The sequence below is a fragment of the Neisseria arctica genome (genome assembly GCF_022870905.1).
Taxonomy (GTDB): Bacteria; Pseudomonadota; Gammaproteobacteria; order Burkholderiales; family Neisseriaceae; genus Neisseria; species Neisseria arctica.
In genome coordinates, this window is sequence record NZ_CP091510.1 from 2264253 (window position 1) to 2289613 (window position 25361).

The 25361-nt window shown below is 50.3% G+C and carries 28 protein-coding genes; 16 read left to right on the forward strand and 12 right to left on the reverse strand.

All coding sequences use genetic code 11. The features are described 5' to 3' along the window. The 3 genes from LVJ86_RS10490 to pyrH all read right to left on the reverse strand — a co-directional run bounded on the left by LVJ86_RS10490 (nt 1) and on the right by pyrH (nt 2229). Nucleotides 1–753: an undecaprenyl pyrophosphate synthase gene (locus tag LVJ86_RS10490; RefSeq protein WP_047761053.1), complete on the reverse strand. Its 753-nt coding sequence runs from the start codon at nt 751–753 to the stop codon at nt 1–3. Between the two features lie 16 nt (nt 754–769). After that, nucleotides 770–1327: a ribosome recycling factor gene (frr, locus tag LVJ86_RS10495; protein WP_047761054.1), complete on the reverse strand. Its 558-nt coding sequence runs from the start codon at nt 1325–1327 to the stop codon at nt 770–772. Nucleotides 1328–1509: 182 nt separating this feature from the next. Next, nucleotides 1510–2229, reverse strand: a complete 720-nt coding sequence (gene pyrH / locus LVJ86_RS10500) for a UMP kinase (protein ID WP_047761055.1) — start codon at nt 2227–2229, stop codon at nt 1510–1512. Nucleotides 2230–2295: 66 nt separating this feature from the next. Between pyrH and LVJ86_RS10505 the strand changes: the two genes are divergently transcribed. Next, nucleotides 2296–2496, forward strand: coding sequence for a hypothetical protein (locus LVJ86_RS10505; RefSeq protein ID WP_152667048.1), 201 nt, complete (start codon nt 2296–2298; stop codon nt 2494–2496). 136 nt (nt 2497–2632) lie between these two features. On the opposite strand, the gene tsf is transcribed toward LVJ86_RS10505, so the two are convergent. The 3 genes from tsf to LVJ86_RS10520 form a co-directional block, all read right to left on the reverse strand. Then, nucleotides 2633–3487: a translation elongation factor Ts gene (gene tsf, locus LVJ86_RS10510; RefSeq protein WP_047761056.1), complete on the reverse strand. Its 855-nt coding sequence runs from the start codon at nt 3485–3487 to the stop codon at nt 2633–2635. A gap of 134 nt (nt 3488–3621) precedes the next feature. Further along, on the reverse strand, nt 3622–4359 hold the full coding sequence (gene rpsB / locus LVJ86_RS10515; protein WP_047761057.1) for a 30S ribosomal protein S2: 738 nt from the start codon (nt 4357–4359) through the stop codon (nt 3622–3624). Between the two features lie 161 nt (nt 4360–4520). After that, a complete protein-coding gene (locus LVJ86_RS10520) occupies nt 4521–4715 on the reverse strand; it encodes a hypothetical protein (protein WP_047761058.1) in 195 nt (64 codons plus the stop codon). Between the two features lie 314 nt (nt 4716–5029). On the opposite strand from LVJ86_RS10520, the gene LVJ86_RS10525 reads away from it, so the two are divergent. From LVJ86_RS10525 to LVJ86_RS10535, 3 genes are all read left to right on the forward strand, one after another. Next, nucleotides 5030–6364: a D-serine ammonia-lyase gene (locus tag LVJ86_RS10525; protein ID WP_047761059.1), complete on the forward strand. Its 1335-nt coding sequence runs from the start codon at nt 5030–5032 to the stop codon at nt 6362–6364. Nucleotides 6365–6592: 228 nt separating this feature from the next. Continuing rightward, complete coding sequence (locus tag LVJ86_RS10530) at nt 6593–7207, forward strand: 5-formyltetrahydrofolate cyclo-ligase (protein ID WP_047761060.1); 615 nt, start codon at nt 6593–6595, stop codon at nt 7205–7207. Nucleotides 7208–7315: 108 nt separating this feature from the next. Then, complete coding sequence (locus LVJ86_RS10535; RefSeq protein ID WP_047761061.1) at nt 7316–7552, forward strand: TM2 domain-containing protein; 237 nt, start codon at nt 7316–7318, stop codon at nt 7550–7552. Between the two features lie 73 nt (nt 7553–7625). On the opposite strand, the gene LVJ86_RS10540 is transcribed toward LVJ86_RS10535, so the two are convergent. Continuing rightward, nucleotides 7626–8426: a mechanosensitive ion channel family protein gene (locus LVJ86_RS10540; RefSeq protein WP_047761062.1), complete on the reverse strand. Its 801-nt coding sequence runs from the start codon at nt 8424–8426 to the stop codon at nt 7626–7628. A 62-nt stretch (nt 8427–8488) separates the two neighbouring features. Between LVJ86_RS10540 and LVJ86_RS10545 the strand changes: the two genes are divergently transcribed. After that, nucleotides 8489–9442 carry a YheT family hydrolase gene (locus tag LVJ86_RS10545; protein WP_047761063.1) on the forward strand — a complete coding sequence of 318 codons (954 nt, stop codon included), beginning with the start codon at nt 8489–8491 and terminating at the stop codon, nt 9440–9442. Between the two features lie 129 nt (nt 9443–9571). On the opposite strand, the gene dinG is transcribed toward LVJ86_RS10545, so the two are convergent. Together dinG and metK are read right to left on the reverse strand one after the other, a co-directional pair. Beyond that, nucleotides 9572–11704, reverse strand: a complete 2133-nt coding sequence (gene dinG, locus LVJ86_RS10550) for an ATP-dependent DNA helicase DinG (RefSeq protein ID WP_047761064.1) — start codon at nt 11702–11704, stop codon at nt 9572–9574. A 345-nt stretch (nt 11705–12049) separates the two neighbouring features. Continuing rightward, nucleotides 12050–13219, reverse strand: a complete 1170-nt coding sequence (metK, locus tag LVJ86_RS10555; protein WP_047761084.1) for a methionine adenosyltransferase — start codon at nt 13217–13219, stop codon at nt 12050–12052. 70 nt (nt 13220–13289) lie between these two features. Between metK and LVJ86_RS10560 the strand changes: the two genes are divergently transcribed. From LVJ86_RS10560 to LVJ86_RS10570, 3 genes are all read left to right on the forward strand, one after another. Continuing rightward, complete coding sequence (locus LVJ86_RS10560) at nt 13290–14174, forward strand: lysophospholipid acyltransferase family protein (RefSeq protein ID WP_047761065.1); 885 nt, start codon at nt 13290–13292, stop codon at nt 14172–14174. A 279-nt stretch (nt 14175–14453) separates the two neighbouring features. Then, nucleotides 14454–15839: a GntP family permease gene (locus LVJ86_RS10565; protein ID WP_047761066.1), complete on the forward strand. Its 1386-nt coding sequence runs from the start codon at nt 14454–14456 to the stop codon at nt 15837–15839. A 21-nt stretch (nt 15840–15860) separates the two neighbouring features. Continuing rightward, a complete protein-coding gene (locus tag LVJ86_RS10570; RefSeq protein WP_047761067.1) occupies nt 15861–16385 on the forward strand; it encodes a gluconokinase in 525 nt (174 codons plus the stop codon). 116 nt (nt 16386–16501) lie between these two features. Here the strand turns inward: LVJ86_RS10570 and rsmI are convergent, their stop codons facing one another. Then, nucleotides 16502–17374, reverse strand: coding sequence for a 16S rRNA (cytidine(1402)-2'-O)-methyltransferase (rsmI, locus tag LVJ86_RS10575; protein WP_047761068.1), 873 nt, complete (start codon nt 17372–17374; stop codon nt 16502–16504). A gap of 48 nt (nt 17375–17422) precedes the next feature. On the opposite strand from rsmI, the gene LVJ86_RS10580 reads away from it, so the two are divergent. The 4 genes from LVJ86_RS10580 to LVJ86_RS10595 all read left to right on the forward strand — a co-directional run bounded on the left by LVJ86_RS10580 (nt 17423) and on the right by LVJ86_RS10595 (nt 19702). Then, nucleotides 17423–17770, forward strand: a complete 348-nt coding sequence (locus LVJ86_RS10580; RefSeq protein ID WP_047761069.1) for a YraN family protein — start codon at nt 17423–17425, stop codon at nt 17768–17770. 8 nt (nt 17771–17778) lie between these two features. Further along, the gene (locus LVJ86_RS10585) at nt 17779–18366 is read left to right on the forward strand and encodes a phosphoheptose isomerase (RefSeq protein WP_047761070.1); all 588 of its coding nucleotides are present in this window, start codon (nt 17779–17781) and stop codon (nt 18364–18366) included. Between the two features lie 119 nt (nt 18367–18485). Further along, complete coding sequence (locus tag LVJ86_RS10590; protein ID WP_047761071.1) at nt 18486–19091, forward strand: BON domain-containing protein; 606 nt, start codon at nt 18486–18488, stop codon at nt 19089–19091. A gap of 56 nt (nt 19092–19147) precedes the next feature. Then, the gene (locus LVJ86_RS10595) at nt 19148–19702 is read left to right on the forward strand and encodes a hypothetical protein (RefSeq protein WP_047761072.1); all 555 of its coding nucleotides are present in this window, start codon (nt 19148–19150) and stop codon (nt 19700–19702) included. A gap of 163 nt (nt 19703–19865) precedes the next feature. Here LVJ86_RS10595 and LVJ86_RS10600 read toward each other — a convergent pair whose 3' ends face one another. Together LVJ86_RS10600 and LVJ86_RS10605 are read right to left on the reverse strand one after the other, a co-directional pair. Further along, complete coding sequence (locus LVJ86_RS10600; protein WP_047761073.1) at nt 19866–20759, reverse strand: polyprenyl synthetase family protein; 894 nt, start codon at nt 20757–20759, stop codon at nt 19866–19868. After that, nucleotides 20746–20970, reverse strand: a complete 225-nt coding sequence (locus LVJ86_RS10605; protein ID WP_047761085.1) for an exodeoxyribonuclease VII small subunit — start codon at nt 20968–20970, stop codon at nt 20746–20748. The genes LVJ86_RS10600 and LVJ86_RS10605 overlap by 14 nt, the downstream gene beginning before the upstream one ends. Before the next feature lie 134 nt (nt 20971–21104). Between LVJ86_RS10605 and gltX the strand changes: the two genes are divergently transcribed. From gltX to prfB, 4 genes are all read left to right on the forward strand, one after another. Continuing rightward, nucleotides 21105–22502: a glutamate--tRNA ligase gene (gene gltX / locus LVJ86_RS10610; protein WP_047761074.1), complete on the forward strand. Its 1398-nt coding sequence runs from the start codon at nt 21105–21107 to the stop codon at nt 22500–22502. Between the two features lie 83 nt (nt 22503–22585). After that, the gene (locus LVJ86_RS10615) at nt 22586–22999 is read left to right on the forward strand and encodes a DUF3617 family protein (RefSeq protein WP_047761075.1); all 414 of its coding nucleotides are present in this window, start codon (nt 22586–22588) and stop codon (nt 22997–22999) included. Nucleotides 23000–23234: 235 nt separating this feature from the next. Then, entirely contained in the window at nt 23235–24119 is an 885-nt protein-coding gene (locus LVJ86_RS10620) for a patatin-like phospholipase family protein (RefSeq protein ID WP_152667049.1), read from the forward strand. 128 nt (nt 24120–24247) lie between these two features. Continuing rightward, nucleotides 24248–25351, forward strand: a complete 1104-nt coding sequence (gene prfB, locus LVJ86_RS10625; protein ID WP_047761076.1) for a peptide chain release factor 2 — start codon at nt 24248–24250, stop codon at nt 25349–25351. Nucleotides 25352–25361: the final 10 nt, after the last annotated feature.

Below are 25361 nucleotides of genomic sequence, written 5' to 3' on the forward strand. Positions count from 1 at the left end.
CTATTCTCCCCTTTGTTGCTCGGGCGGCAGTTGCTCTGATGTCCGGCCGAAGCGACGCTCTCGGGTTTGGTAGGAAGCAATCGCCATATCTATGGCGGCATCGTCAAAGTCAGGCCATAAAGTGTCGGTAAAATATAGCTCGGTATAGGCCAACTGCCATAAAAGAAAATTACTGATGCGCGTTTCTCCGCCGGTTCGGATAAATAAGTCCGGTTCAGGCGCGCCGCCCAACATCAAATGGCGCGCCAAACCTTCTTCGGTAATCTCCCCGGCTCCTTCTGCAATTAATTTATTAGCCGCCTGAAGGATATCCCATCGGCCGCCATAATCCGCGGCAATAGCCAAGGTTAACCCTGTATTGTTGGCAGTCAGTGCTTCTGCCTGATCGATACCGCGGATAATCTCGACATTAAACCGGCTACGATCCCCAATCACACGAAGCCGCATATTGTTTTCATGCAAACGCACCACTTGTTTTTGCAAAGCCTGTAAAAACAGCCCCATCAGAAAAGAAACCTCTTCTTCCGGGCGCCGCCAATTTTCGGTAGAAAACGCAAAAACAGTTAAATGCCGTACACCTAAAGCAGCACAACGCTTTACCATATTCTCAAGCGCATTTAATCCCTTTTTATGCCCCATTACACGCGGCAGCAGACGTTTTTTTGCCCAGCGGCCATTACCATCCATAATCACGGCGATATGGCGCGGAATTTGTGTGTGCTCGAGTATGGTTTGCGTACTACTACTGCTCATCAGGCTACTCCGATATTTAAATAGCCATCAGATCTTCTTCTTTAACGGCAAGAAGTTTATCAACCTCGGCGATATATTTATCGGTCAATTTTTGGATCTGCTCTTCGGCGCGGCGTGCATCATCTTCCGATACTTCTTTATCTTTCAGCATACGTTTGAAATCATTATTCGCATCACGGCGCACATTGCGGATGGCCACGCGTCCTTCCTCTGCTTCTCCACGCACTACTTTAATCAGGTCTTTACGGCGCTCTTCGGTCAGCATAGGCATCGGCACACGGATCAAATCGCCCACAGAAGCAGGATTTAAGCCTAAGTTTGAATCACGGATAGCCTTTTCAATGGGAGCGGCCATATTGCTTTCAAAAGGTTTGACTCCGATAGTGCGTGCATCGATCAAAGTTACATTGGCTACTTGGCTGACAGGCACAGGGCTTCCGTAATACTCCACTTCTACTTGATCAAGCAAGCCGGTATGGGCGCGACCGGTGCGAACCTTAGCCAAGTTTTCTTTCAATACTTCGAATGAACGCTGCATTTTGCTTTCAGCAGTTTTTTGAATTTCATTAATCATATTTTCATTCTCTTAAACAGATGATAAACAATAATAGGGCAGAGGCCGTCTGAAATCTATTGTAAAGTTTTCAAGCGGCCTGAATATTTGATAAGAGCGCATAGTACCGCGCCTGAAGCTTTACGACAAGCAAAGCACATTACTCAAGGGCAACAGGCCCGTTATCAGGCCTGGCCAACAGATTAATAATGTACCAAAGTGCCTTCATCTTCGCCTTGAATCACACGCTTGAGCGCACCTTCTTTAGCAATAGCAAACACGACAATATTGAGCTTTTGCTCACGGCATAAGGCAAAAGCCGTCGCATCCATAACGCGCAGATTTTTGCTGATAGCCTCATCAAATGTGATGGTTTGGTAACGCGTTGCACTTGGGTCTTTTTTCGGATCAGCCGTATAAACCCCATCAACATTTGTCGCTTTCAACATGATATCGCAGTTCATTTCGGCACCGCGCAAAGAAGCTGCCGTATCGGTAGTAAAGAAAGGATTACCAGTACCCGCGGCAAAGATAACCACTTTCCCTTCTTCCAAGTATTGGATGGCTTTCGGACGGGCATAAGTTTCAGCTATTTGCTGCATAGAAAGTGCAGACTGCACACGGGCTTTTACACCTAGTGATTCGAAGGCATCCTTCAAAGCCAAGGCATTCATCACCGTAGCCATCATGCCCATATAATCGGCTGTTGCCCTATCCATACCTTGTGCTTGAGTCGCCACACCACGGAAAATATTACCGCCGCCAATTACCACGCCGACCTGTACTCCCATATCGATTATTTCTTTTACCTGTCCGACAATCTGCATGATGGTTTCGCGGTTGATGCCGAAAGCATCTTGACCTTGCAATGCTTCACCTGAAAGTTTCAATAAAACGCGTTTGTATTTGGTTTGCTGAGTCATTCGAATACCTTGCTTTCTTTAAGAATAGGGCTTTATTGGCAGGCCGTCTGAAACCACGGTATTTTGTTGAAAAATACAGCAATGGTTACAGCCTTAGAAATTTCTACTAATGTAAGGAAGCAGCCTTACATCTGCGAAGAGTTGGTGAAAATGGATTTCTATACAAACAGCAGCTTGCTGAAAGCAACCGCTTACTTTTTAACAATGCTTTATCGTCGTGCATTGTACTCTGATTTTACGTTAAAAATTGCAAAAGCCACTCGTTGATTTGACAATCGGACAATCTGGTAGAGATTATACAACCAGCATCAAAACATAATAGCCGGCAACCCTAACATATATTTTTTGCCAAAAAAAAGCACCCCGATTCGACTGAATCCGAGTGCTTTTTTTCACAGCAGCCTTACACTTTGGCAGCAGCAGCTACTTCAGCAGCGTAATCCACTTCTTTTTTCTCAATACCGTCACCTACTTTGTAACGCACAAAACGCACAACTTCAGCGCCGTTCTCTTTCAAGAATTGAGCTACGGTTTGATCAGGATTCATCACGAAAGCTTGGCCGTTCAGAGTCACTTCAGCCAAGAATTTCTTGATGCGGCCTTCTACCATTTTTTCTGCGATATCGGCAGGTTTTCCTGATTCGATAGCTTGTTGGGTGTAAATACGACGCTCTTTTTCAACGGTTTCCGCATCCACTTCGCTTTCAGATACACATTGCGGCTTAGCAGCAACAATGTGCATGCCCACTTTACGGGCTACATCTTCGGCACCTTTGTATTCAACCAATACACCTTCGGTAGCCAATGCACCATGGATGTAAGCAGTCAGGTTATTATCGGTTTCGATAATTTCAAAGCGGCGTACAGACATATTTTCACCCAATTTGGCAATAATTGCTTTACGCTCTTCTTCTACCAAGGCACTCAGCTCTTCCAAAGTAGCCGGTTTTTTCTCAGCAGCAGTTTTTGCTACTGAATTAGCAAATGCCACAAAGCCTGCATCTTTGGCAACGAAGTCGGTTTCGCAGTTTACTTCAACCAATACGCCGACATTACCTTCTATAGCATAAGCCAATACGCCTTCGGCAGCAGTACGACCAGCCAATTTACCGGCTTTCGCACCAGATTTAATACGCAGGATTTCTTCGGCTTTTTCCATATTGCCTTCGGCTTCAACCAAGGCTTTTTTGCATTCCATCATGCCCAAACCGGTAGCGGCACGCAAATCGGCAACCATTTTTGCGGTAATTGCAGACATTTTCTTACTCCTAAATTTTTAGCGGAATGCGGCGGCCAATACCGCCGCATCAAAAACTGACTCAGGCCGCCTGCCTTTAAAAAGCATTCAGGCCGCCTGAAAAAAGGGGCGTTGCCCCTTTCGCATATACTGCTTTATTCGGCAGTCTGCTCGGCAGCAGCTTGAGCAGCTGCAACGGTTTCCTGTACGGCTTGGTTTTTGCCTTCCAATACTGCATCGGCAATACCGCGGCAATACAGACGGATAGCTTTGGCAGAGTCATCGTTACCCGGGATAACGTGTTTCACACCGTCAGGGCTGTTGTTGGTATCAACAACGGCAATCACTGGAATACCCAATTTTTCGGCTTCTACCAAAGTACCTTTTTGGTAACCGGTATCGATTACGAAAATCGCATCCGGCAAACCTTTCATATCTTTGATACCGCCCAAAGAGCGCTCCAGTTTTTCAACTTCGCGCTGCATGTCGAGAATTTCTTTCTTATTAAAGCCGCTTTCGGCAGCTTTTTCCAAGATGGCTGATTTCTCTTCCAAGCGTTTGATAGATTGTTTAACGGTTTTGTAGTTGGTCAACATACCGCCCAACCAACGGTGATCTACGAAAGGCATACCGGCACGGGTAGCTTCTTCGCGGATGATGTCACGCGCCTGGCGTTTGGTACCTACGAACAATACGGTACCTTTATTGGCTACCAAACGGCGTACCACGTCTTGTGCTTCTTGGAACAACGGCAAGGTTTTTTCCAAGTTTACGATATGGATTTTATTGCGGGCACCGAAAATGTATTGTTCCATTTTCGGATTCCAGTAACGGGTTTGGTGGCCGAAGTGAACGCCTGCTTCCAGCATTTGGCGCATAGTAACTTGAGACATAATATTCCTTAAAGGGTTAAAGCATACACTTGTGCGCACAGAACTTATTGATTAATAAGCACCCTTTGGCGCAAAGTGCGAGCGTTTCAAAAATAAAAAAAACCGCTTCCGAAATGAAGCTGCGAAATTATATAAGAAACAAGGCCGTATGAAAAGTTTTATTATGCCTTTTCATTTTTTTGCTGTTGCAGCTTTTCCAATCGGTTGCGCCGCCGGGTTTTTACTACCCAAAACACAAACAAGCTAGGCAGTACCGACCAAAATATCAAATAAATCAGTACGCGTGCGATACTGGGTTGGGCGGCGGCAAACATGATGGTAACAAACAAATAGCCGATAGCTACAATGTGCCACATAGTTTCCTCCTTAAGTTTCCGTACCGGAAAGCCGGCTTACGTTTACCCGGTGAAAAATAAAGCATTCTACACTGAATCCACCTGCCTTTACCGGCTTGCCAGGTGGCTGGCTACTTTACACAATAACTAAATTGTGCCAGTTCAACCAAGGGAAATTGATAATCCATATTGCACCGACGGCCTGTTTTCGGTTAGCCTGCTTCAAGCCTCAAATAAATTAATCTTGCGCCATAACTCTAGAAGTTGTTTGCCCGACTGATTTTAATGTGTGAACAACACTATCTATTTAACTTTCAAACAGGCCGTCTGAAAATATGTATCTGCATCTTAATGCCCAAGATCCTTTAATCAAGCAGCTTGCCTCCGCACAAGAAACCGAATGGTTTCCTGAGCTGCCTCCGTATGATGAGGCCATCAGCGATGTGCCGTTTAACAAAACCGACGTAGATGACGCCGCCCGGCGCCTGCAACGCTTCGCCGCCTATATTCAGACGGCCTTTCCCGAAACCGCAATGGCCGGGGGGATAATTGAAAGTCCGCTCTACTTATTACCCGAATTACAACAAATATTAACCGATCGGCACGGCCTTACCGATACCGGACGCCTTTGGCTGAAAGCCGACCACCAACTGCCTGTTTCCGGCTCGATTAAAGCTCGGGGCGGCATTTACGAAGTACTGCATCATGCCGAAAAATTAGCCGTTACCAATGGGCTGATAACGCATCAATCCAATTATGCGATGCTTGCGGCAGCACCTGCCAAAGCCCTGTTCTCACAACACGAAATCGCTGTCGGTTCCACAGGCAATCTGGGGCTTTCCATCGGAATTATGGCGGCAAAGCTCGGCTTTAAAGCCAGCGTGCATATGTCTGCCGATGCCCGCCAATGGAAAAAAGACAAACTGCGCACGGCAGGCGTTACCGTAGTCGAATACACCGGAGATTATGGCGAAGCCGTTGCCGCCGGCCGCGCACAGGCAGCTGCCAATCCTTACTGCCATTTTGTAGATGACGAGCATTCTGCCCAATTATTTTTAGGCTATGCCGTTGCGGGTGAGAGACTCAAACAGCAGTTTGCAACACACGGTATAGAGGTCGATAGCAACCATCCCCTATTTGTTTATCTGCCATGCGGTGTCGGCGGCGGACCGGGCGGCGTGGCTTTCGGCTTAAAGCTGGCGTTCGGTGAGAACGTACACTGTTTCTTTGCCGAGCCCACTCGTTCGCCCTGCATGATGCTGGGTGTATACAGTGGTCTGCACGACCAAATTTCCGTTGCCGATATCGGCCTTGATAACCGAACAGCCGCCGATGGTTTGGCCGTAGGCCGCCCTTCGGGATTAGTGGGACGTGCCATGCAGCGGCTCATCAGCGGCTACTATACGGTAGATGATGACGAGCTATTCCGCTTGCTCGCCCTACTGGCCGACAGCGACGGCATATTTGTAGAGCCTTCTGCCGCCGCGGGCATTGCCGGCTACGGGCGCATTCTGGCGGAAAACTCGGCATACCGCATCAGGCAACGCTTCAACCGCAGCCAGTTAGCCAATGCTACCCATTTGATTTGGAGCACCGGCGGCAGCATGGTTCCTGACGATGAAATGCAAAACTATATCCAGCAAGGACGGAACCTCCTAGCACAAACTTAACAATTCGCCAGGCTAAGCTTACTAAGCCGCCGATTGCTTTTAATCAAGAAATGCCGTCTGAAAAACTTACCAAACGCTACCCGCACATATTTTTCTTTTTCAGACGGCCCTTATACCTAATTTGGCCTTAACGGCATATTTGGGTGTTACAGGCCAATTGCACGATTACCATAGGATATTTGCCACACGGTTTATCCGCTTACCCGTTAACCTATCCTCACGACCATCATGCTGAAAAACGAAAAATCCGCCCTACGCCGGCAATTCCGTCTCGCCCGCAAAGGCTTGAGCTCAAGCGAGCGCACCCGTGCCACGCGCAAAGCCAACCGCAATCTTTACCGATATATCAAACGCCATGCCCGCATCGGCATCTATTGGCCGGTAGGCAGTGAATTAAGTCTGCATGACTTTGCCCGCAAAGCAAGACAACGCGGTGCACAAGTTTATCTGCCCTATATTGAAGCCGACGCTTTACGGCTTTGGTTTACCCCATACCCCGAAACCGATGCCAAAGCCGAACGCAAACGCCGCTGCCGCCGACCGGATATTCCGCAATTTATAGGCCGGAAAATACGCATCCACCGCCTAAACCTGTTGCTGCTGCCCCTGGTAGGTGTTGACCGTTTCGGCTACCGGCTCGGACAAGGCGGCGGCTATTACGATGCATCGTTGGCTGCCGCACGCCACCGTCTGCAACCAAAAAAAATCGGCGTCGGATTTGCCTGCCAATATTATGAAGGCCGCTTTCCGCATGAACCGCACGATATGCCGCTGGATGCTTTTGTATTCGAAACCGGCCAGCAACGGTTTACCGCCTTTTCGACAAACCCGGACGACCGATAGCAGCCCGTTTGTTTTTTGCTTTTCTTTACCGATATTTAAACTTTAATTTTCGCCGCTACTGCCCCATTTATCGAGCATAACGTTTTTAATTAAGAAGGAAACAATCCTATGCAACCGGTTTCTTACGCCGCATCTTATCCGCATACCTGCAATAAAGCCCTTTATGTTGCCATGGCTTTACTGTTTGGCTCGTTCGGGGTACATAAATTTTGCGCCGGACGCGTATGGATGGGTATTTTATACTTCTTGTTCAGCTGGACATTTATCCCCGGAGTCATCGGCATTATCGAAGGCATTTTGGCAGCCTTCAAACCTACGGACTCAATGGGCGCGATCGTTGTGTAACGTTTGGTAGCGGAAAACACTCAGGCCGTCTGAAACATAATTTCAGACGGCCCGCAATATACCAATACGGAAGTTACTGCGGAAACGGCATACTGATATTCGCTGCACGAAGATTTTCGACTACCCGTTCGTTCAGATCGCATTGGAAATCCCACCAATCGGCCTCTTCCGTCCATGCCCATAAGGTGATTTCAATCGATCCGGATCCCAAATTGGTTATCTGTACCGTAGCCGGATTGACCGTTTCAATATTTTTCGGATGCTCGGTAGCCGCACGTAACACAGCCGCCTTGGCCGCTTGCAAATCCGCACCATAACCCACGCCTACCACCACCTGCGCCCGCCTTTGCGGCAATGATGATTTATTAACAATACTACTGCTCATCAATACGCCGTTGGGAATAATCACCTCTTCGTTGGCATCGGTCCGCAAAGAAGTTTGCACGATTTTAATTTCCAAAACATATCCTTCTTTATCGCCCGCACGAATAAAATCACCCACTTTAAACGGTCGGAACAAAATGATCAGTACGCCTGCGGCAAAATTGGAAAGCTGGTCTTTCAAAGCCAAACCGACCGCCAAACCCGCACCGCCGATCAATGCCGCAACCGAATTAGTCGGCACACCTACCTTACTGAGCGCAGTCATCAACACAAAAACCAACAACAAGATATTGAGTACATTTATGATAAAACCTGCCAAAGTTTTATCCACCTTCGACCGGGCAAATGCTTTTTGTACCAAAGCGATAATCCTGCCGACAATCCATTTTCCAACCAGCAAAATCACCAAGGCTTCCAACAGATCCCCGCCGAACAACATCGTTTTATCAGCCCACCTTTCCCAGTGCAGCCAATTATTTGTCGAGCCCATAAAACGCTTCCAATCAAATCATTTATAATAAAACAAATTATACCATAGGGACTTATCTCAACATGGCAACCCCGGTTCCACACAACCTACCCATTCTGCACACACCCCGCTGGCTGGTGGGCGGTAATTTGCAAACACTCTATGCCAAAGCACTTCAACCGCCCCCACCCCTCTACCGCCGCGAAATGCTGCCCGACAGCACAGGGCAAACGCTGGTCGCCTATGATTTTATCGACAGTGCGGATAAAGACGCACCATTGGTGGTTTTATTTCACGGTTTGGAAGGCAGCAGCCGTAGCCATTATGCGGTAGCGTTGATGGAAGCAGTAGCCCGTCGCGGTTGGAACGGAGTAGTCGCCCACTTCCGCGGTTGCGGCGGCGTTCCCAACACTGCTCCGGTTTACTACCACTCGGGCGATAGCCGCGAAATCGGGTTTATGCTGCAAACATTAGCTGCACGTTACCGCACTATCTATGCAGCGGGCGTTTCACTCGGCGGTAATGCTCTGGCAAAATATCTCGGCGAAGCCGGAGGCTGCGCCATTCCAAAAGCCGCCGCGGCTATTTCGGCTCCACTCGATTTGACTGCCGCCGGAACGCGCTTCGACCGCGGCACGACACGCCTGCTCTACACCCGCTACTTTCTCAACACCCTTCTGCCCAAAGCACGCGCTTTCAATTTCAATACCGAATACTTAAACCGCTGCCGCACCTTGCGTGATTTCGACAATGCCTTCACCGCTCCGCTACACGGCTTTGCCGATGCCGCAGATTATTACCGGCGGGCATCCAGCAAACCACTGCTACACGATGTCGGCATTCCCTTATTGTTGCTTAACGCGGTAAACGACCCTTTCCTCCCTCCCGAAGCTTTGCCGTCTGAAAAAGAGGTTTCTAAATATGTAACCCTCTACCAACCCGCACAAGGCGGCCATGTCGGCTTTGTCAGCGGTAGCGGGCGCGGCCATCTCAATTGGCTGCCGCAAACACTACTGGCTTACTTTAAACAAATGTGAGTGCATTGAATTATTTAATACTCTCCAAACATTCCTAACACAGAAAACAAATGCCGTCTGAAAGATTTTTCAGACGGCATTTGTTTTCCAGATATTACGCTAACATCAATATCACTAGGGATAAGATAGTCAGCCGATACGCTTAAACGGCGGCAAACACGCCAACAACTGCTTACCGTAACGCTGTGTGCGCACACGGTTATCCAATATGGTCACTCTTCCGTAATCGCTTTCTGTGCGAATCAAACGGCCTACCGCCTGCACCAGCTTGATACTCGCTTCAGGTACGGTAATTTCAATAAACGGATTGCCTCCGCGCTGCTCAATCCAACGGCTTTGGGTTTTCTCGATGGGATTATCGGGCATGGAAAACGGCAACTTGGCAATCACCACCTGCACACAAGCCTCACCGGGCAAATCAAGCCCCTCTGCAAAACTGTCTAACCCGAAAATAATGCTGGGCCGCCCGGCCTCAATCGCTTCGTAATGCTTTTGTAGTAAAACGGCTTTGGAAAGCTCACCCTGTACCAACAACAGCGGCAGATAATCGGCAGGCAAACGCAAAGCGACATCTTGCATTTGCCGGCGCGAACTGAACAACACCAGCGTACCAATGGGCTCTTCGAGAGAAATCAGCTTCGGCAGCCATTCGACAATTTCATCGGTATGGGCGGCCGGATCTTTCGGGCTGGCGGACAGCGGCGGGATATACAGTTCGCCTTGGGCATCGAAATCAAACGGGCTGGGCAGTGCCAAGGTGGTCGTTTCAGGCAGCCACTGCAATCCGGTTTGACGCATAATCAGGTTGAAATTACCCAATGATTGCAAGGTGGCTGAAGTCAACACCGCTCCGGCTGCACGACGCCACAAGCAGTTGGCCAAATGACTGGCACTGCTGATAGGGCTGGCATTGAAGATATAATCATTTTTCTCGCCCGTCGAACGGCTCACCCATTTGGCCAACGGTTCTTCGCCTTCGGCAGGCACGGTTGCCATCAAATCCCATACTGCACTGATTTGTTCGGCACGCGCCACAAACATACCGAACTCGCCGCTTAAACGGTCTATCAGCGCGCCGTCTTGCTCTTTATCGCGGCGGGAAGCGGCAAGAGCATCATTCAACCCGTAAAGATGTTTGAGCAAACTGCGTGCGGCCACGGCTGTATTGGAAACCAACAACTCTAACGATTCGGGAATCTTACCGTCCTGCCACAACCAAATGGATTCGTTGTTTTCAGACGGCATCAAATCAGGCTCGTCTCCCAAGTGGTATTGCCATTCGTGCAAACTTTCCAACAAAGCGGCAGCCGCTTCGTCGGCCAAATTCGCCATTTCCGCTTTATCCGTCACCATGGCTATTTTGCCGGTGAGGGCCGGTAATTTTTCCAAAGTCCACGCGGCGGTGTTCCACGAATGTTCGGCGGCAAACTGGCTGAGGGCTTTTTTAGGCAGATGGTGCGCCTCATCGATACAGTAAAAACTGTTTTCCGGCGCGGGCAGAATCACGCCGCCGCCCATACCGATATCGGAAAGCAGCAAGTCGTGGTTAGCTACGACTACATCTACGGTTTCCAATACTTCGCGCGCCAGGTAAAACGGGCATTCCGCACGGTTAGGGCAAGCAGCTTTCAAACAGCCGTGACGGTCGTTAGTGACTTTAAACCAAACAGTGTCATCTATTTTTTCAGGCCAACTGTCACGGTCGCCGTTGAAACTGCGGGCGGCAAAACGGTCGGCCATATCACGCAACAATGCCAATTCTTCGGGCTTGGGTTTGCTATCCCACAAAACGGCCGGTGCTTCTTCAAAGCCAAGCAGGTTCTGCTGGGCATTGCTTTGGGTGAGCTGGTAAAGCTTGTAAGGGCAAAGATAACGCCCACGGCCTTTGGCCAACGCAAAACTCATTTCCAAGCCGGAATGCTCCACCAGAAACGGCAAATCACGGTCTACCAGCTGCTCTTGCAATGCAACAGTAGCGCTGGACACGATCAGCCGCTTACCCCGTGTTTGCGCCATAATGCCGCCGGCCAAAAGATAAGCCAAACTTTTTCCGACGCCTGTCGGCCCCTCGATCACGGCGATACTCTCGCCCTCCCGCTTGGGCGCTTCTTCACCTTCGGCACGGCTTTTGCTGCGTGAAAAAGCATTGGCAATAGCGGCGATCATCTGCCGCTGTGAGGCACGCGGACGGAAATTGGGCAGATTTTTGCCGATATTTTGATAGTGGTCGCGGATAGCGTTTTTTTCGAGATCGGTGAGCATTCGGATAAACAGACTGGCCGTCTGAACTAGATGGCAAATAAACGGCTATTTTAACATTGTTCCCTAAGGCCGTCTGAAAACTTGCAGAGCCAAACAGTAGGAAACTTTGAAGGAAATTTTCAAAATCCAATCGGATAAGAAACGCATGATACGGGCGGCGCATCTCTGCCGGCACCGGCCTGTTAATCTGCTATCTACACGGAAAGTTTTTTGTAAACGCATCTGTTCAAGCTTTCAGACGGCCTTAGTATGTTTATTACCAATCAGCCATCAGGATATTTACACAATAGAAAAAGCGGCGGTACATTCAATCATGTACCGCCGCGCATCTCTCAGAATAATGTATTACAAGCCCGCCGCTGCTTTTAATGCGGCAGCTTTATCGGTACGCTCCCAAGTGAATTCCGGCTCTTCACGGCCAAAGTGGCCGTAAGCAGCGGTTTTGCTATAAATCGGGCGTTGCAAGTCGAGCATTTGGATGATGCCCTTCGGCCGCAAATCAAAGTGTTCGCGGACCAGATTAATCAGCTTCTCTTCCGAAATTTTGCCGGTGCCGAAAGTATCGATGGCGATAGAGGTCGGTTGAGCGATACCGATCGCGTAAGAAATCTGAATCTGGCATTGGTCGGCCAAACCTGCGGCTACAATGTTTTTCGCTACGTAACGGCATGCATAAGCGGCAGAACGGTCTACCTTGGTAGGATCTTTACCCGAGAATGCGCCGCCGCCGTGCGGTGCGGCTCCACCATAGGTATCCACAATAATTTTACGGCCTGTCAGACCACAATCGCCTTGCGGTCCGCCAATCACGAAACGGCCTGTCGGGTTAATCAGATACTTAGTGTCTTCGGTCAGCATTTCCGCCGGCAATACCGGCTTGATGATATACTCTTTTACGGCTTCGATCAGCTCGTCGCGCTCGATATGCGGCTCGTGCTGGGTAGATAACACCACCGTATCGATACGTTTTACTTTGCCTGTTTCTGCATCGTATACGCAAGTCAGCTGTGCTTTGGCATCCGGACGTAACCATGGCAAACGGCCGTCTTTGCGGACTTCGCTTTGGCGTTGCATCAAACGGTGGGCATAGTAGATGGCAAACGGCATCAGTGCGGGGGTTTCGTCACAAGCATAGCCGAACATCAGGCCTTGGTCGCCCGCGCCCATATCCAAATCCACACCTTCGCCTTCATTTACGCCTTGGGCGATATCGGGAGATTGCTCGTCGTAGCACACCATAACGGCGCAACCCTCTGCATCAAAACCCATTTCGGAGCTGTTGTAACCGATACGCTTGATGGTTTCGCGCGCCACTTGGATATAGTTGACATGGGCAGTGGTGCTGACTTCGCCCGCCAGCACGCACAAACCAGTATTAACCAACGTTTCCGCCGCCACACGTGCGGTCGGATCCTGGCTCAGAATGGCATCCAAAATGGCATCGGAAATTTGGTCGGCCACTTTATCGGGATGGCCTTCGGAAACCGATTCGGAAGTAAATAAAAATTCGCTCATGTATTTTCTCGCGGTTGGTAGGCGGGCTTTGCTAAAATAAGCCTGATGCTTATCCGAATAATATACCGCCATGCAAAAAATCATATCCTTGCTGTTCCGCTTCATCGCCGCCATTCCGCTGCCTCTGCTGCACCATATGGGCAACCTTATCGGCACTTTGGCCTATCACACCCAGCCGAAACTGCGCGCACGGATCCGCGAGAACATTCAATCGGCTGGAATTATAACAGACAACACAAATACCGACACGCTGATTAAAGCGGTTTGTCGGGAAACCATGAAAGGCGGTTTGGAACTGCCGATCGCTTGGACTCGCCCGAGCGAAGAAATTGCGGGATTGTTTAAAGAAGTGTACGGCTGGGAACATATTCAGACGGCCTTGAATGCGGGCAAAGGGCTGCTTTTAATTACGCCTCATTTGGGCAGCTATGATTTGGCCGGACGCTATATCAGCCAACACCTGCCGTTCCCTTTAACCGCCATGTACCGCCCGCCCAAAATCGAGTGGCTTGGCGAAATCATGAATGCAGGCCGGGTGCGTGACAACGGCCGTACCGCACCGGCCAATATGCAGGGGGTAAAGCAGATCGTAAAAGCTTTGCGCTCGGCAGAGGCTACCATCGTTCTACCCGACCAAGTACCCGGCGGCGGCGACGGTATTTGGGCCCGCTTTTTCAACCGCGAAGCCTACACCATGACGCTGGCGGCCAAATTAGCCAATGTGAGCAATGTGGCCACTTTGTTTTTTTGCGGCGAGCGCCTTCCCAACGGAGACGGCTTTGCCTTACATATCGAACCTTTGCAAGGCGCACTCAGCGGTCAAACAGAAAACGATGTACAACTGATTAACGATAATGTCGAAGCGTGGATACACCGATTTCCGGAGCAATATCTCTTTTCTTACAACCGCTTCAAACAACCCGCCGGCGCACCGCCAAGGCCGTCTAAAGGCTGAGAAAACCTAAATATTTCTTACAAAAAAATACATCACTATGAAATAAAATGCGTTAAAAATTACATTTAACGCATTTTATTTTTTATATCTATCAAATTGTTAAAAATAAATTCAATTTTGACACAAGTCAGAATCATTATTTGCACAACTGATAAAGTGCAGTTACATTCCGCTACATTCCGAAATCTGTCGGAAACTAAAATCAATCATATACAGAACTTCGGATATTTTCCTTAAAGAAAGAGATTTCCGTTATCAAACATCATACAGGAGTAACTTATGGACAACTGGACCCAAACTTTGGGCACCGGCCCTTTATTAGGGATTGCCGCTGCCGCCATCGCACTGATTTTAGTGCTGATCATAAAATTCCGCGTGCATGCGCTGCTGACGATGGTTTTAGTCAGCCTGATAACCGCCATCGCAACAGGCCTCCCCATGGGCAGTATCGTTAACGACGTTTTGATTAAAAGCTTCGGCGGCACACTGGGCAATGTGGCGATATTGGTCGGGTTAGGCGCGATGCTCGGCCGCCTGGTCGAAACATCAGGCGGCGCACAATCGTTGGCAGATGCTTTGGTGCGTATGTTTGGTGAAAAGCGCGCTCCCTTTGCTCTGGGTATCGCCTCTTTGATTTTCGGTTTTCCGATTTTCTTCGACGCCGGTTTGGTAGTCATGCTGCCTATCGTTTTCGCAACCGCACGCCGTATGAAAGCACCCGTATTGGCTTACGGATTATCGTCTATCGGTGCTTTTTCGGTAATGCACGTTTTCCTGCCGCCGCATCCGGGCCCGATTGCCGCTGGTGAATTTTACGGTGCAGGTGTCGGCCAAGTATTGTTACTCGGTTTGCCGTTGGCTGTAATTACTTGGTACGTGAGCGGTTATCTGCTCGGCCAATTCTTAAGCAAACGCATCCATGTACCCGTACCGGATTTACTCAGCGGCGGCGCACAAGATAACGACCAACCGAAACAACCCGCCAAAGCGGGTACTGTCATCGGCATTATGCTGATTCCGATGCTGCTGATTTTTATGAATACCGGCTTGGCCACCTTAATCAGTGAAAAAGTAGTCAGCGCAGACGAAACTTGGGTACAAACCCTGCGTATGATCGGTTCGACCCCAATCGCATTGTTGATTTCGGTATTGGTTGCCATGTATGTATTGGGGCGCAAACGCGGCGAGCAGGCTTCTGCTTTGGAAAAAACCATTGACGGCGCGCTGGCTCCTGTTTGCTCGGTAATTCTGATTACCGGTGCGGGCGGCATGTTCGGCGGCGTATTGCGTGCATCAGGTATCGGCAAAGCCTTGGCCGACAGCATGGCCGACATGGGTATTCCCGTATTGCTCGGCTGCTTTTTGGTTGCCTTGGTATTACGTGTCGCACAAGGTTCGGCTACCGTCGCTTTAACAACTGCCGCGGCTCTGATGGCTCCGGCCGTTGCCGCTGCCGGTTACAGCGATTGGCAATTGGCCTGCGTGGTATTGGCAACTGCTGCCGGCTCGGTATTCGCCAGCCATGTGAATGACTCCGGTTTCTGGCTGGTAGGCCGGCTGCTGAATATGGATGTGCCCACTACCCTGAAAACCTGGACGGTAAACCAAGCCCTGATTGCCATTGTAGGCTTCGCCCTTTCCGCACTCGCATTCAGTATCTTATAACTTATTCGAAGGACAGCCGCCATGAACGGACAAACCGTACATTTTGTGGTGATGGGCGTGTGCGGCTGCGGTAAAACCACCGCGGCCCAAGCCCTGCAAAAATATTTCAACTGTGCGTATGCGGAAGGCGACGATTTCCATACCCAGGCCAACCGCGACAAAATGGGCAACGGCATTCCGCTCACTGATGAAGACCGTTACCCTTGGTTAGGCAATCTGCGCGACTGGATGAGCGGCCAAAGCCGCGAAGGAGCAAGCCACAGTGTCGTAACCTGTTCGGCACTCAAGCGTAAATACCGCGACATCCTACGCGAAGCCGAAGGCAGAGTGGTATTTATCCATCTTGCCCCGCCCCACCAAATCAACCTAGAACGTATGTTGGCTCGAAAAGGCCATTATATGAAGGCGGATATGCTGCAATCGCAATTGGATATTTTAGAGGAACTGGGTGCCGATGAAGAAGGGATACGCACTGGTAATCCGGGCGGTCCCGAAGAAGTAGCCGCCGAAATTATCGGTTGGGTATCCAAGCATTTCAGCCTTTAAAGCTCTGTAAAACCTTCTGCTTTCAACCATAAGATAAAAATAGATAATGCCGTCTGAAACCACGTTCAGACGGCATTTTTATCAAACAACCTATCAACTATTATCAGGCCGCCGTATCAATGATTTTTCCAAGTCAACGCCAAATCGTACAGCGCCTTTTTACTTTCTCCCGTAATTTTGGCAGCCAAATCGGCAGCCTGCTTGGTCGGTAGCTCCGCAGCCAATACCTTCATCACCTGTTGTGCCGCTTCGGGCAAATCACTATGTTTCACCACCTGTGCGGGATGCAGAATCAACACCATCTCACCACGGCTTTGATTGCTATCGGCTTTCAACATATCCCGCACTTCCGCTACCGAACCGCTTAAAAAAGTTTCGAATGTTTTGGATATTTCCCGCGCCAGCAAAAGCCCTCGCTCGGGAAAAAGTGCGGCCATTTCAGCTAAAGCCGCTTCAATCCTGTGGGGCGTTTCAAACATCACGATTGGATAATCCGCTTCAGCCCAAGAAGCCAATAGTTTTTGACGCTCTCCCGCCTTGGGCGGCAGAAAACCATTGAAATAAAAATCCGGCTCGCTCACCCCCGCCACACTCAATGCCGCCATCACCGCACTGGCTCCGGCAACAGGCACCACTTTATAACCGGCATTTCGCACCCGCGCAGCCAGCTTGGCACCCGGATCACACACGGCGGGCGTACCCGCATCGCTCACTTGGGCGACCACCTTACCCGAAGCCAACTCGGCAATGATTCTATCGGCCATCTGCTGCTCGTTGTGTTCGCGCACACTCAGCAATTTAGCCTGAATCTGGTATGCGCTCAAAAGTTGGGCGGTCACTCGCGTATCCTCGGCGCAAACCAAATCCGCCCGCCCCAATACAGCCAACGCACGCAAGGTAATTTCGGCCAAATTGCCGATAGGTGTAGCCACCACGTATAATGTTCCCGACATAATACTGTCGCAGGCTTTTTGATAGTGTTTTTGCATAAGAATAAACAGGCCGTCTGAAAGGCCTTAATTATAACGGGGATTGTTATGCGCTTAAACCACAAACAAGGCCGGGCGGGAGAAGACGCCGCACTGGCATTTTTACAAGCCCAAGGCTGCAAACTACTGGCGCGCAACTGGCATTGCCCTTTTGGCGAAATCGACTTGATAGTCAAAAGCGGTAACACAATTTTGTTTGTTGAAGTAAAATACCGCCAGAAGCCGACTTACGGCGGGGCTGCCCACAGCATCACGCCGTCCAAGCTGGCCAAACTGCACCGCAGTGCGGAACATTATCTGCAAACACAGCATCTGAGCAATACGCCCTGCCGCCTGGATGCGGTCTTAATCGAAGGCAGCAACCCGCCTTTATGGGTAAAAAACCTTACAGGATAATCAGTTAAATGAATCTGACCGAACGCGTAGCCGCACATTTCGCACAAAGTATCGAAACCAAACAGCAAGCCGCCGAAGTATTGAGCGAACCGACGGCGCTCGCCGCCGAAATGATGCTCCAATGCCTGATGGAAGACGGCAAAATCCTCGCTTGCGGCAACGGCGGTTCGGCAGGCGACGCGCAACACTTTGCCGCCGAGATGACGGGCCGTTTCGAGCAAGAGCGCATGGAGCTGGCCGCCATCGCCCTCACTACCGATACCTCCGCCCTCACCGCCATCGGCAACGATTACGGTTTCGACCAAGTATTCAGCAAGCAAGTGCGCGCTTTAGGTCGTGCGGGCGATGTGCTGTTAGCTATTTCCACCTCGGGTAACTCGGGCAACGTGATTAAAGCCATCGAAGCGGCACACGAGCGCGATATAAAAGTTGTCGCACTCACCGGACGGGACGGCGGTAAAATCGCCGCGATGCTTAAAGACAATGATATCCTGCTCAACGTGCCTCACCAACGTACGGCCCGGATTCAAGAAGTGCATATCCTGCTCATCCATGCTTTATGCGACTGTATCGACAGTATGCTACTGGAAGCATAAAAGCCGCTTTAACGGCTTTACGGTTGATCGCATAGCCGTAAAACATTAAAACAACTATATCAACCTCGGCCGAAAAGGCTTCAAACCGCCGATTGATTTCTACCAGAAAGGAAGTTTGCATGAATTTTCTACCGCATACCCGTAATCTGATTCTAGCCGCACTGCTAGCCACAGGCCTTAGCGGCTGTGTAGGAGCGGCACTCGGCGGCGCAGCACTCGGCGGCGCGGCAGCTATCGACCGTCGCAGTACCGGTGCACAGGCAGACGACGGCGTTATGGAAGTCCGCATCAGAAATACCGCACAAACCTATCTGCGGCAAAATAACCAAACCACGGGCTACGATCCCAAACTGGCCGTCGTGAGCTATAACCGCCATATCCTATTGCTCGGACAAGTAGCGACCGAAGGCGAAAAACAGTTTGTCGAACAAGTCGCCCGCTCCGAACAAGCCGCCCAAGCAGTGTACAACTATATAGAAATCGCCCCTCAGGCGCGTACCTTCAACGATGTAGCCGCCGACACTTGGAATACCTCTAAAGTCCGCACCACCTTACTCGGTATTCAAGGTGTTATCCCCAGTCGCGTTAAAATTGTTACCTATGGCAACGTAACTTACGTAATGGGTATTCTCACTCCTGCCGAACAAGCTGCCGTTACCGAGAAAGTCAGCACTACCGCAGGCGTACAAAAAGTCGTTACCCTTTATGAAACATTCAACCAATAAATAATATCAAGGCCGTCTGAAACCTTCAGACGGCCTGCACATCATAGAGATCAATAATGTCCGACCAAAAACAAACAGCTGCCAAACAGAGCTTCCGCCTTACTCCCAAACACCTGCTGCTTGCCGCGTTCATATTGGTAAGCCTTTTGGTTCTCGCCTTGGTTATCGGCGTCGCCCGTACCATGCAAACCCCTGATCAGCCCAGCACACAAAACCCAACTGCAAACAGCAATACCGTAGAAATTTTATCCCCCCGCGGAGCGCAAGATTCTGTACCGGGAACAGTCGCACCTGCCTCTACAAATCAAAACACAGCCCCTGTCGAGCAGGCAACTAATGACAGTACCGAATCTGCTACCGAAACCTCCCAACCGCAACCAACTGCGGTAGCGCCCCAACCCCGAAACAGCGGAACAAAGCAACACCCCAAACATCGTGAACAAACCGCCGCTACCCCCGCAGAAATACCCGTTTTACCCAAAAACGTAACACCCGAACCTTTGCCTAAGGTGGAACCTAAGCCCCAACCGCAAAATCAGGCAGTCGAAAAACCGGCTCCCCGCCCCCAAACTCCGGCAAAACCTAAGGATGTTATGGACAACTTGTTTTAAAGTCCTTGCAGGTGGGGAGTAACCCTCCGCACGGCATTTAAAAACATACCACACCAAATTTGTTTACCTTTCATCATTGAAAACAAAATGCCGTCTGAAAATTAAATTTTCAGACGGCATTTTCTCGCCACAAACCGTTTGGGCTGATACAAAAATAAAGCGTTTAATGCTTACGCGCCGTAACAAATTCGGCCAACCCGCGCAAACGGGCAGCTGCCTCGCCAAACGGCTGCAATAATGCAACTGCCTCGGCAACCAAAGTTTCCGCATACGCGCGCGCCTCGACCAGTCCCATCAGCTTCACATAAGTCGGCTTATCGGCATCCGCATCTTTACCTGCCGTTTTACCCAATGTAACGGTATCGGCCTCACAATCGAGCACATCGTCTATTACTTGAAATGCCAAACCGAGTTTTTGCGCGTACTCGTCCAAACGCGCCAAGGCGGCATCATCTAAATCCGGGCAGGAAAGCGCACCCAGTGCCACCGCGGCACGAATCAGCGCACCGGTTTTCAAACCGTGCATTTGTTCTAATTGGGTTTGGTTCATCTCTTTGCCAACATTGGCCAAGTCAATCGCTTGGCCGCCCGCCATACCTAAGCTGCCCGAAGCTTTCGCCAACACGGCAACCATTTGCAGCTGGCGGGCAGGTGCCAAGCCGCTTGGGCGGCTCAATACCTCAAATGCCTGGGTTTGCAACGCATCACCCACCAAAAGTGCGGTTGCTTCATCATATTGCACGTGGCAGGTCGGCTTGCCACGGCGGAGGCTGTCATTATCCATCGCCGGCATATCGTCATGCACCAACGAGTACACATGAATCATCTCGACGGCAGCCAGTGCATGCGCCAATGCCGTTTCATCAGCCTCGCCCAGTTCGGCAGCCGCCAACACCAGCAAGGGTCTCAATCGTTTGCCGCCACCCAATGTCACATAACGCATCGCCTCATGCAGCCGGGCAGGTGTCTGGCTCTCGTCGGGCAGCAAACGCGACAACACCAGCTCCGTCTGCGCTTGGGCTTTCTGCTGCCAGCTTTTCAAATCATTCGCTTGCATCTAAGCTCAACTCCTTTAGCTCGCCCGCATCCAAAACTTGTAATTTTTGCTCGACTTCAGCCAACTTCTGCTGGCAATACTGCACCAGTTCTTTACCTTCCTGATAGGCCGCCAACGCTTCTTCCAGCGGCATTTCACTGCTTTGCATGGCCTGGGTCAGGCTTTCCAAACGTTTGAGTGCTTCTTCGAATGATTTGGGTGCTTTTTTCATATGTTCGGACAGTCGTTCTGATAAAGTGTCCATTGTAGCATTTTTCAGTTGCGCCAGGCCGTCTGAAAAGGTTTTCAGACGGCCTTGAAGCGCATAAAATAAAAGCCTTTAGAAACCGAACCGGAATTCCAAACATGACCGTTAAAACCCGTTTTGCCCCCAGCCCCACCGGCTACCTGCATATCGGCGGCGTACGTACCGCCTTATTTTCATGGGCATTTGCCCGCAAACACAAAGGCGAATTTCTGCTGCGTATCGAAGATACCGATCTCGAACGCTCTACCGCCGAATCGGTAAATGTGATTTTAGACGGCATGAACTGGGTAGGCCTGCACTATGACAATACCGACCATGTGGTTTATCAAACACAAAATTTCGACCGTTACAAAGCCGTAATTACCCAACTGCTCGAACAAGGCCATGCCTATCACTGCTATTGCAGCAAAGAAGAGCTGGAGGCAATGCGTGAAAAAGCCGAAAAAGAAGGCACCGCCACTTACGACCGCCGCTGGCGCCCCGAAGACGGTAAAGTATTGCCGCCGATACCCGAAGGCCGTGAACCGGTAGTACGCTTCAAAACCCCGATTAAGGGTACTACCACATGGCACGACTTGGTTAAAGGCGAGATTTCGATTCCCAACGAAGCATTGGACGACTTAATCATCGCCCGTGCCGACGGCACGCCCACTTATAACTTCTGCGTAGTAGTCGATGATTACGACATGGGCATTACCCACGTTATCCGTGGTGATGACCACGTCAACAACACACCCAAACAAATCAACATTCTCAAAGCTTTGGGCACCACTCCGCCGCAATACGCCCACCTGCCGATGATTCTGAACGAACAAGGCAAGAAAATCTCCAAGCGCAGCGGCGATACCGTTGCCATCACCGATTTCAACCAAATGGGAATCTTGCCCGAAGCCATGCTCAACTATCTGGCCCGTCTCGGCTGGGCGCACGGTGATGATGAATTTTTCACTATGCAACAATTTATCGAATGGTTCGAACTGAAAGACGTTTCCCCCTCGGCCAGCCGCATGGATTTGAAAAAGCTCTACTGGATTAACGGCGAACACATCAAAACCACGCCGAACACCCGTTTGGCAGAACTCGTCGCCCCTCGCCTGGCAGTACGCGGTATCCACGAAACCGCAAAACCTGCTTTGGAAGATGTATTGGCTTTGGTAAAAGACCGCGCCCAAGACCTCAATACGCTGGCGGACGAATGTACTTATTTCTACCGCAAAGACACTCCGGCCGAGGCAGATATTGCCAAACACTGGGATGAAGAAGCACCTGCACGGATGTTGCGCTTTGCCGAAAAGCTCGAAGGCCTGAACGAGTGGACGCCCGAAGCCATTCACGACTTGTTCAAACCTTTCTGCGAGGCCGAAAACATTAAGATGGGCAAACTCGGCATGCCGCTGCGGCTGGCCGTATGCGGTACGGCCAAAACCCCAAGCGTAGATGCCGTGTTGGCTCTAATCGGTAAAGAAGAAGTATTGCATCGCATTAGAAACAACTGATTCTAAATGTCCCAGGCCGTCTGAATGCCCTCCCCGGTCTTTTCAGACGGCCTTAATTTTTCATCCGGCAAGAAAGCCCATTCATGAAATTAACAACACCCCTCTTATTTGTACTACTGCCCGCCGCCATTACCGCACATGCTTTTGAAATACAACCCGGCAACTGGCAGTTTCCCCACCAAATCAGCTGGCCAAGCAGTAACGAATATGTTAAGGACACCGAAAATATGTGCATCGGCGAAACGGAAAGCCGCAACTATATCCGTACTGAAATTCAAACTCTGGAATCGGACGGCTGTACCGTATCGCAAGTCAAACAAAGTGATACGGAAGCCTCGTTTCGCGCCGTATGCGGCGATGATCTCTTCGATTTCAGCTACCGCAAACATAATTCCGACCATTTGGGTGTTACCCAAGAGATCCGCCATCAAAACGGTAAAGCCTATACCATACGCGGTGATATGTACCGTCAGGGCGATACTTGCGCCGACAATTGACCCTGCCATCTGAAATCTGACATTTTTTCTTTACATCATGTTTTCAGACGGCGCAGGTGATTGTTATCCGAACAGACGCTATAATTTTGTTCTCCTAAAAAGAAATTCTAAACCTGCAAAACTGCCATGCCACAGCTTTTCCCGTCTCCGTACCAAGATACCATTTGGGAAAACTTGTAAACCACATGCCAGTATCCGAACCATCCGAACAACCTGCGAACCACCGGAAAGTACCATGATGATATTTCGCACCGCCCTCCTCGCACTCACGGCCCTTACTCTAACTGCCTGCGGAACAACCCGTACTGCTCCGGACAAACCCACTACCGCCGCAAAACCCCGCGCAGTCGTCGGTCTTGCTTTGGGCGGAGGCGCATCCAAAGGCTTTGCCCATATCGGCGTGATTAAAGTATTGCAACAAAACAATATTCCCGTAGACATTGTTACCGGCACCAGTGCGGGGGCGGTTGTCGGCAGCCTGTACGCCTCGGGCATGAGCGCCGACCGTCTCGAATTAGAGGCCGAAATTTTGGAAAAAGCCGATGTCGTCGATCTGACCTTATCCACTACCGGTTTTATCCGCGGGCAAAAACTGCAAGACTACATCAACCGTAAAGTCGGTAACCGCCCGATGCAAAACCTTCCGAAAAAATTTGCCGCCGTCGCCACCGATTTGGAAACGGGCCGTATGGTTTCCTTCAACACCGGCAATACCGGCCAAGCCGTACGCGCCTCGGTGAGTATTCCGAATGTGTTCCAACCCACGGTTATCGGCAGCCGCCGCTATGTTGACGGCGGGCTTACCGCTCCCGTACCCGTAACAGCCGCCCGCAACATGGGCGCCAACGTTGTGATTGCCGTCGATATTTCCGCCAAACCCGCCAAACTTTCCGGCTCGGGCTTTTTCGCCTATCTCGACCAAAGCCTCAACATTATGAGCACTTCCGCACTTAACCAAGAATTGGGCAAAGCTACCGTCGTTATCAAACCAAAAGTACAGCAGTTGGGGGCTATCGGCGGTTTCGACCAAAAAACGCAAGCCATCAAACTGGGAGAAGATGCCGCGCGAGCCGCCCTACCGCAAATCCGCGCCGCCTTGGCACGATACCAGCCTCGTTAAGCAGCGCAAACCGATAAAAATACTCTCATGATTTTCATGCCGTCTGAAAACCTTCAGACGGCATTTTCATAGTAAAAACCGTGCAAATCCAGTACAATAGCCAGCTAAATTTTTAAGTGAATGCAATTATGGAAGCCGAAGTAATCAACCAGCTCAACAACACGCTTGCCGATCTCGAGCGCCGTAGTGCCGATATCCGCGAATATATGGATTATCAAGGTAAAAAAGACCGCCTAGAAGAAGTAATCGGCCTATCCGAAGATCCCGAACTGTGGAATGATCCGAAAAAAGCCCAAGAAATCGGTAAAGAGCGCAAAATCCTGGAAGGCATCGTACTCACGCTGGATGCCATCGGCAGCGGTATCGAAGACAACCGCGAATTAGTAGAAATGGTAGTAGAAGAAGGCGATGACGAAGGCTTTGCCGCCATTGTTGAAGACGTAGCCGGACTCGAAGCCAAAATGGCCGAACTTGAATTCAAGCGTATGTTCAACCAACCAGCCGACCCCAACAATTGCTTTATCGACATTACCGCCGGCGCGGGCGGTACCGAAGCCGAAGACTGGGCAGGCATGCTGCTGCGCATGTACATGCGCTATGCCGAACGCAAGGGCTTCAAAGTAGAAGTACTGGAACAAGACGACGGTGAAATCGCCGGTATCAACCGTGCCACCATCCGCTTGGAAGGCGAATATGCTTACGGCCTGCTGCGTACCGAAACCGGCGTACACCGTTTGGTTCGCTACTCTCCTTTCGATTCCAACAACAAACGCCACACTTCTTTTTCATCGGTATTCGTTTACCCTGAAGTAGACGATAGTATCGAAATCGAAATCAACCCTGCCGACTTACGCATCGACACCTACCGCGCATCAGGAGCCGGCGGTCAGCACATTAACAAAACCGATTCCGCTGTGCGCATCACCCACGAACCGACCGGTATTGTCGTACAGTGCCAAAACGACCGTTCTCAACACGCCAACAAAGCGGCAGCGATGGAAATGCTGCGCTCCAAACTGTTTGAGCTGGAAATGCGCAAACGCAATGAGGAAAAACAAGCACTGGAAGACGGTAAAAGCGATGTGGGTTGGGGTAGCCAAATCCGTTCGTATGTTTTGGATTCTTCACGCATCAAAGACTTGCGTACCGGTTATGAAGTCGGCAACACCAAAGCCGTACTCGACGGCGATTTGGACGGCTTTATCGAAGCCAGCCTAAAGCAAGGTGTTTGATAAACCCCGG

What these genes read in the sequence shown, in the direction of transcription:
- rpsB (WP_047761057.1), bottom strand. Translation starts at nt 4,359, where the DNA reads ATGTCTCAAGTTACTATGCGCCAAATGCTGGAAGCAGGCGTTCACTTC.
- dinG (WP_047761064.1), bottom strand. Translation starts at nt 11,704, where the DNA reads ATGCTCACCGATCTCGAAAAAAACGCTATCCGCGACCACTATCAAAAT.
- LVJ86_RS10490 (WP_047761053.1), bottom strand. Translation starts at nt 753, where the DNA reads ATGAGCAGTAGTAGTACGCAAACCATACTCGAGCACACACAAATTCCG.
- LVJ86_RS10620 (WP_152667049.1), top strand. Translation starts at nt 23,235, where the DNA reads ATGATGATATTTCGCACCGCCCTCCTCGCACTCACGGCCCTTACTCTA.
- LVJ86_RS10560 (WP_047761065.1), top strand. Translation starts at nt 13,290, where the DNA reads ATGCAAAAAATCATATCCTTGCTGTTCCGCTTCATCGCCGCCATTCCG.
- prfB (WP_047761076.1), top strand. Translation starts at nt 24,248, where the DNA reads ATGGAAGCCGAAGTAATCAACCAGCTCAACAACACGCTTGCCGATCTC.
- LVJ86_RS10585 (WP_047761070.1), top strand. Translation starts at nt 17,779, where the DNA reads ATGAATCTGACCGAACGCGTAGCCGCACATTTCGCACAAAGTATCGAA.
- metK (WP_047761084.1), bottom strand. Translation starts at nt 13,219, where the DNA reads ATGAGCGAATTTTTATTTACTTCCGAATCGGTTTCCGAAGGCCATCCC.
- LVJ86_RS10595 (WP_047761072.1), top strand. Translation starts at nt 19,148, where the DNA reads ATGTCCGACCAAAAACAAACAGCTGCCAAACAGAGCTTCCGCCTTACT.
- LVJ86_RS10535 (WP_047761061.1), top strand. Translation starts at nt 7,316, where the DNA reads ATGCAACCGGTTTCTTACGCCGCATCTTATCCGCATACCTGCAATAAA.
- LVJ86_RS10520 (WP_047761058.1), bottom strand. Translation starts at nt 4,715, where the DNA reads ATGTGGCACATTGTAGCTATCGGCTATTTGTTTGTTACCATCATGTTT.
- LVJ86_RS10605 (WP_047761085.1), bottom strand. Translation starts at nt 20,970, where the DNA reads ATGAAAAAAGCACCCAAATCATTCGAAGAAGCACTCAAACGTTTGGAA.
- pyrH (WP_047761055.1), bottom strand. Translation starts at nt 2,229, where the DNA reads ATGACTCAGCAAACCAAATACAAACGCGTTTTATTGAAACTTTCAGGT.
- LVJ86_RS10540 (WP_047761062.1), bottom strand. Translation starts at nt 8,426, where the DNA reads ATGGGCTCGACAAATAATTGGCTGCACTGGGAAAGGTGGGCTGATAAA.
- rsmI (WP_047761068.1), bottom strand. Translation starts at nt 17,374, where the DNA reads ATGCAAAAACACTATCAAAAAGCCTGCGACAGTATTATGTCGGGAACA.
- LVJ86_RS10530 (WP_047761060.1), top strand. Translation starts at nt 6,593, where the DNA reads ATGCTGAAAAACGAAAAATCCGCCCTACGCCGGCAATTCCGTCTCGCC.
- LVJ86_RS10600 (WP_047761073.1), bottom strand. Translation starts at nt 20,759, where the DNA reads ATGCAAGCGAATGATTTGAAAAGCTGGCAGCAGAAAGCCCAAGCGCAG.
- gltX (WP_047761074.1), top strand. Translation starts at nt 21,105, where the DNA reads ATGACCGTTAAAACCCGTTTTGCCCCCAGCCCCACCGGCTACCTGCAT.
- LVJ86_RS10570 (WP_047761067.1), top strand. Translation starts at nt 15,861, where the DNA reads ATGAACGGACAAACCGTACATTTTGTGGTGATGGGCGTGTGCGGCTGC.
- frr (WP_047761054.1), bottom strand. Translation starts at nt 1,327, where the DNA reads ATGATTAATGAAATTCAAAAAACTGCTGAAAGCAAAATGCAGCGTTCA.
- LVJ86_RS10615 (WP_047761075.1), top strand. Translation starts at nt 22,586, where the DNA reads ATGAAATTAACAACACCCCTCTTATTTGTACTACTGCCCGCCGCCATT.
- LVJ86_RS10565 (WP_047761066.1), top strand. Translation starts at nt 14,454, where the DNA reads ATGGACAACTGGACCCAAACTTTGGGCACCGGCCCTTTATTAGGGATT.
- LVJ86_RS10545 (WP_047761063.1), top strand. Translation starts at nt 8,489, where the DNA reads ATGGCAACCCCGGTTCCACACAACCTACCCATTCTGCACACACCCCGC.
- LVJ86_RS10580 (WP_047761069.1), top strand. Translation starts at nt 17,423, where the DNA reads ATGCGCTTAAACCACAAACAAGGCCGGGCGGGAGAAGACGCCGCACTG.
- LVJ86_RS10590 (WP_047761071.1), top strand. Translation starts at nt 18,486, where the DNA reads ATGAATTTTCTACCGCATACCCGTAATCTGATTCTAGCCGCACTGCTA.
- LVJ86_RS10525 (WP_047761059.1), top strand. Translation starts at nt 5,030, where the DNA reads ATGTATCTGCATCTTAATGCCCAAGATCCTTTAATCAAGCAGCTTGCC.
- tsf (WP_047761056.1), bottom strand. Translation starts at nt 3,487, where the DNA reads ATGTCTGCAATTACCGCAAAAATGGTTGCCGATTTGCGTGCCGCTACC.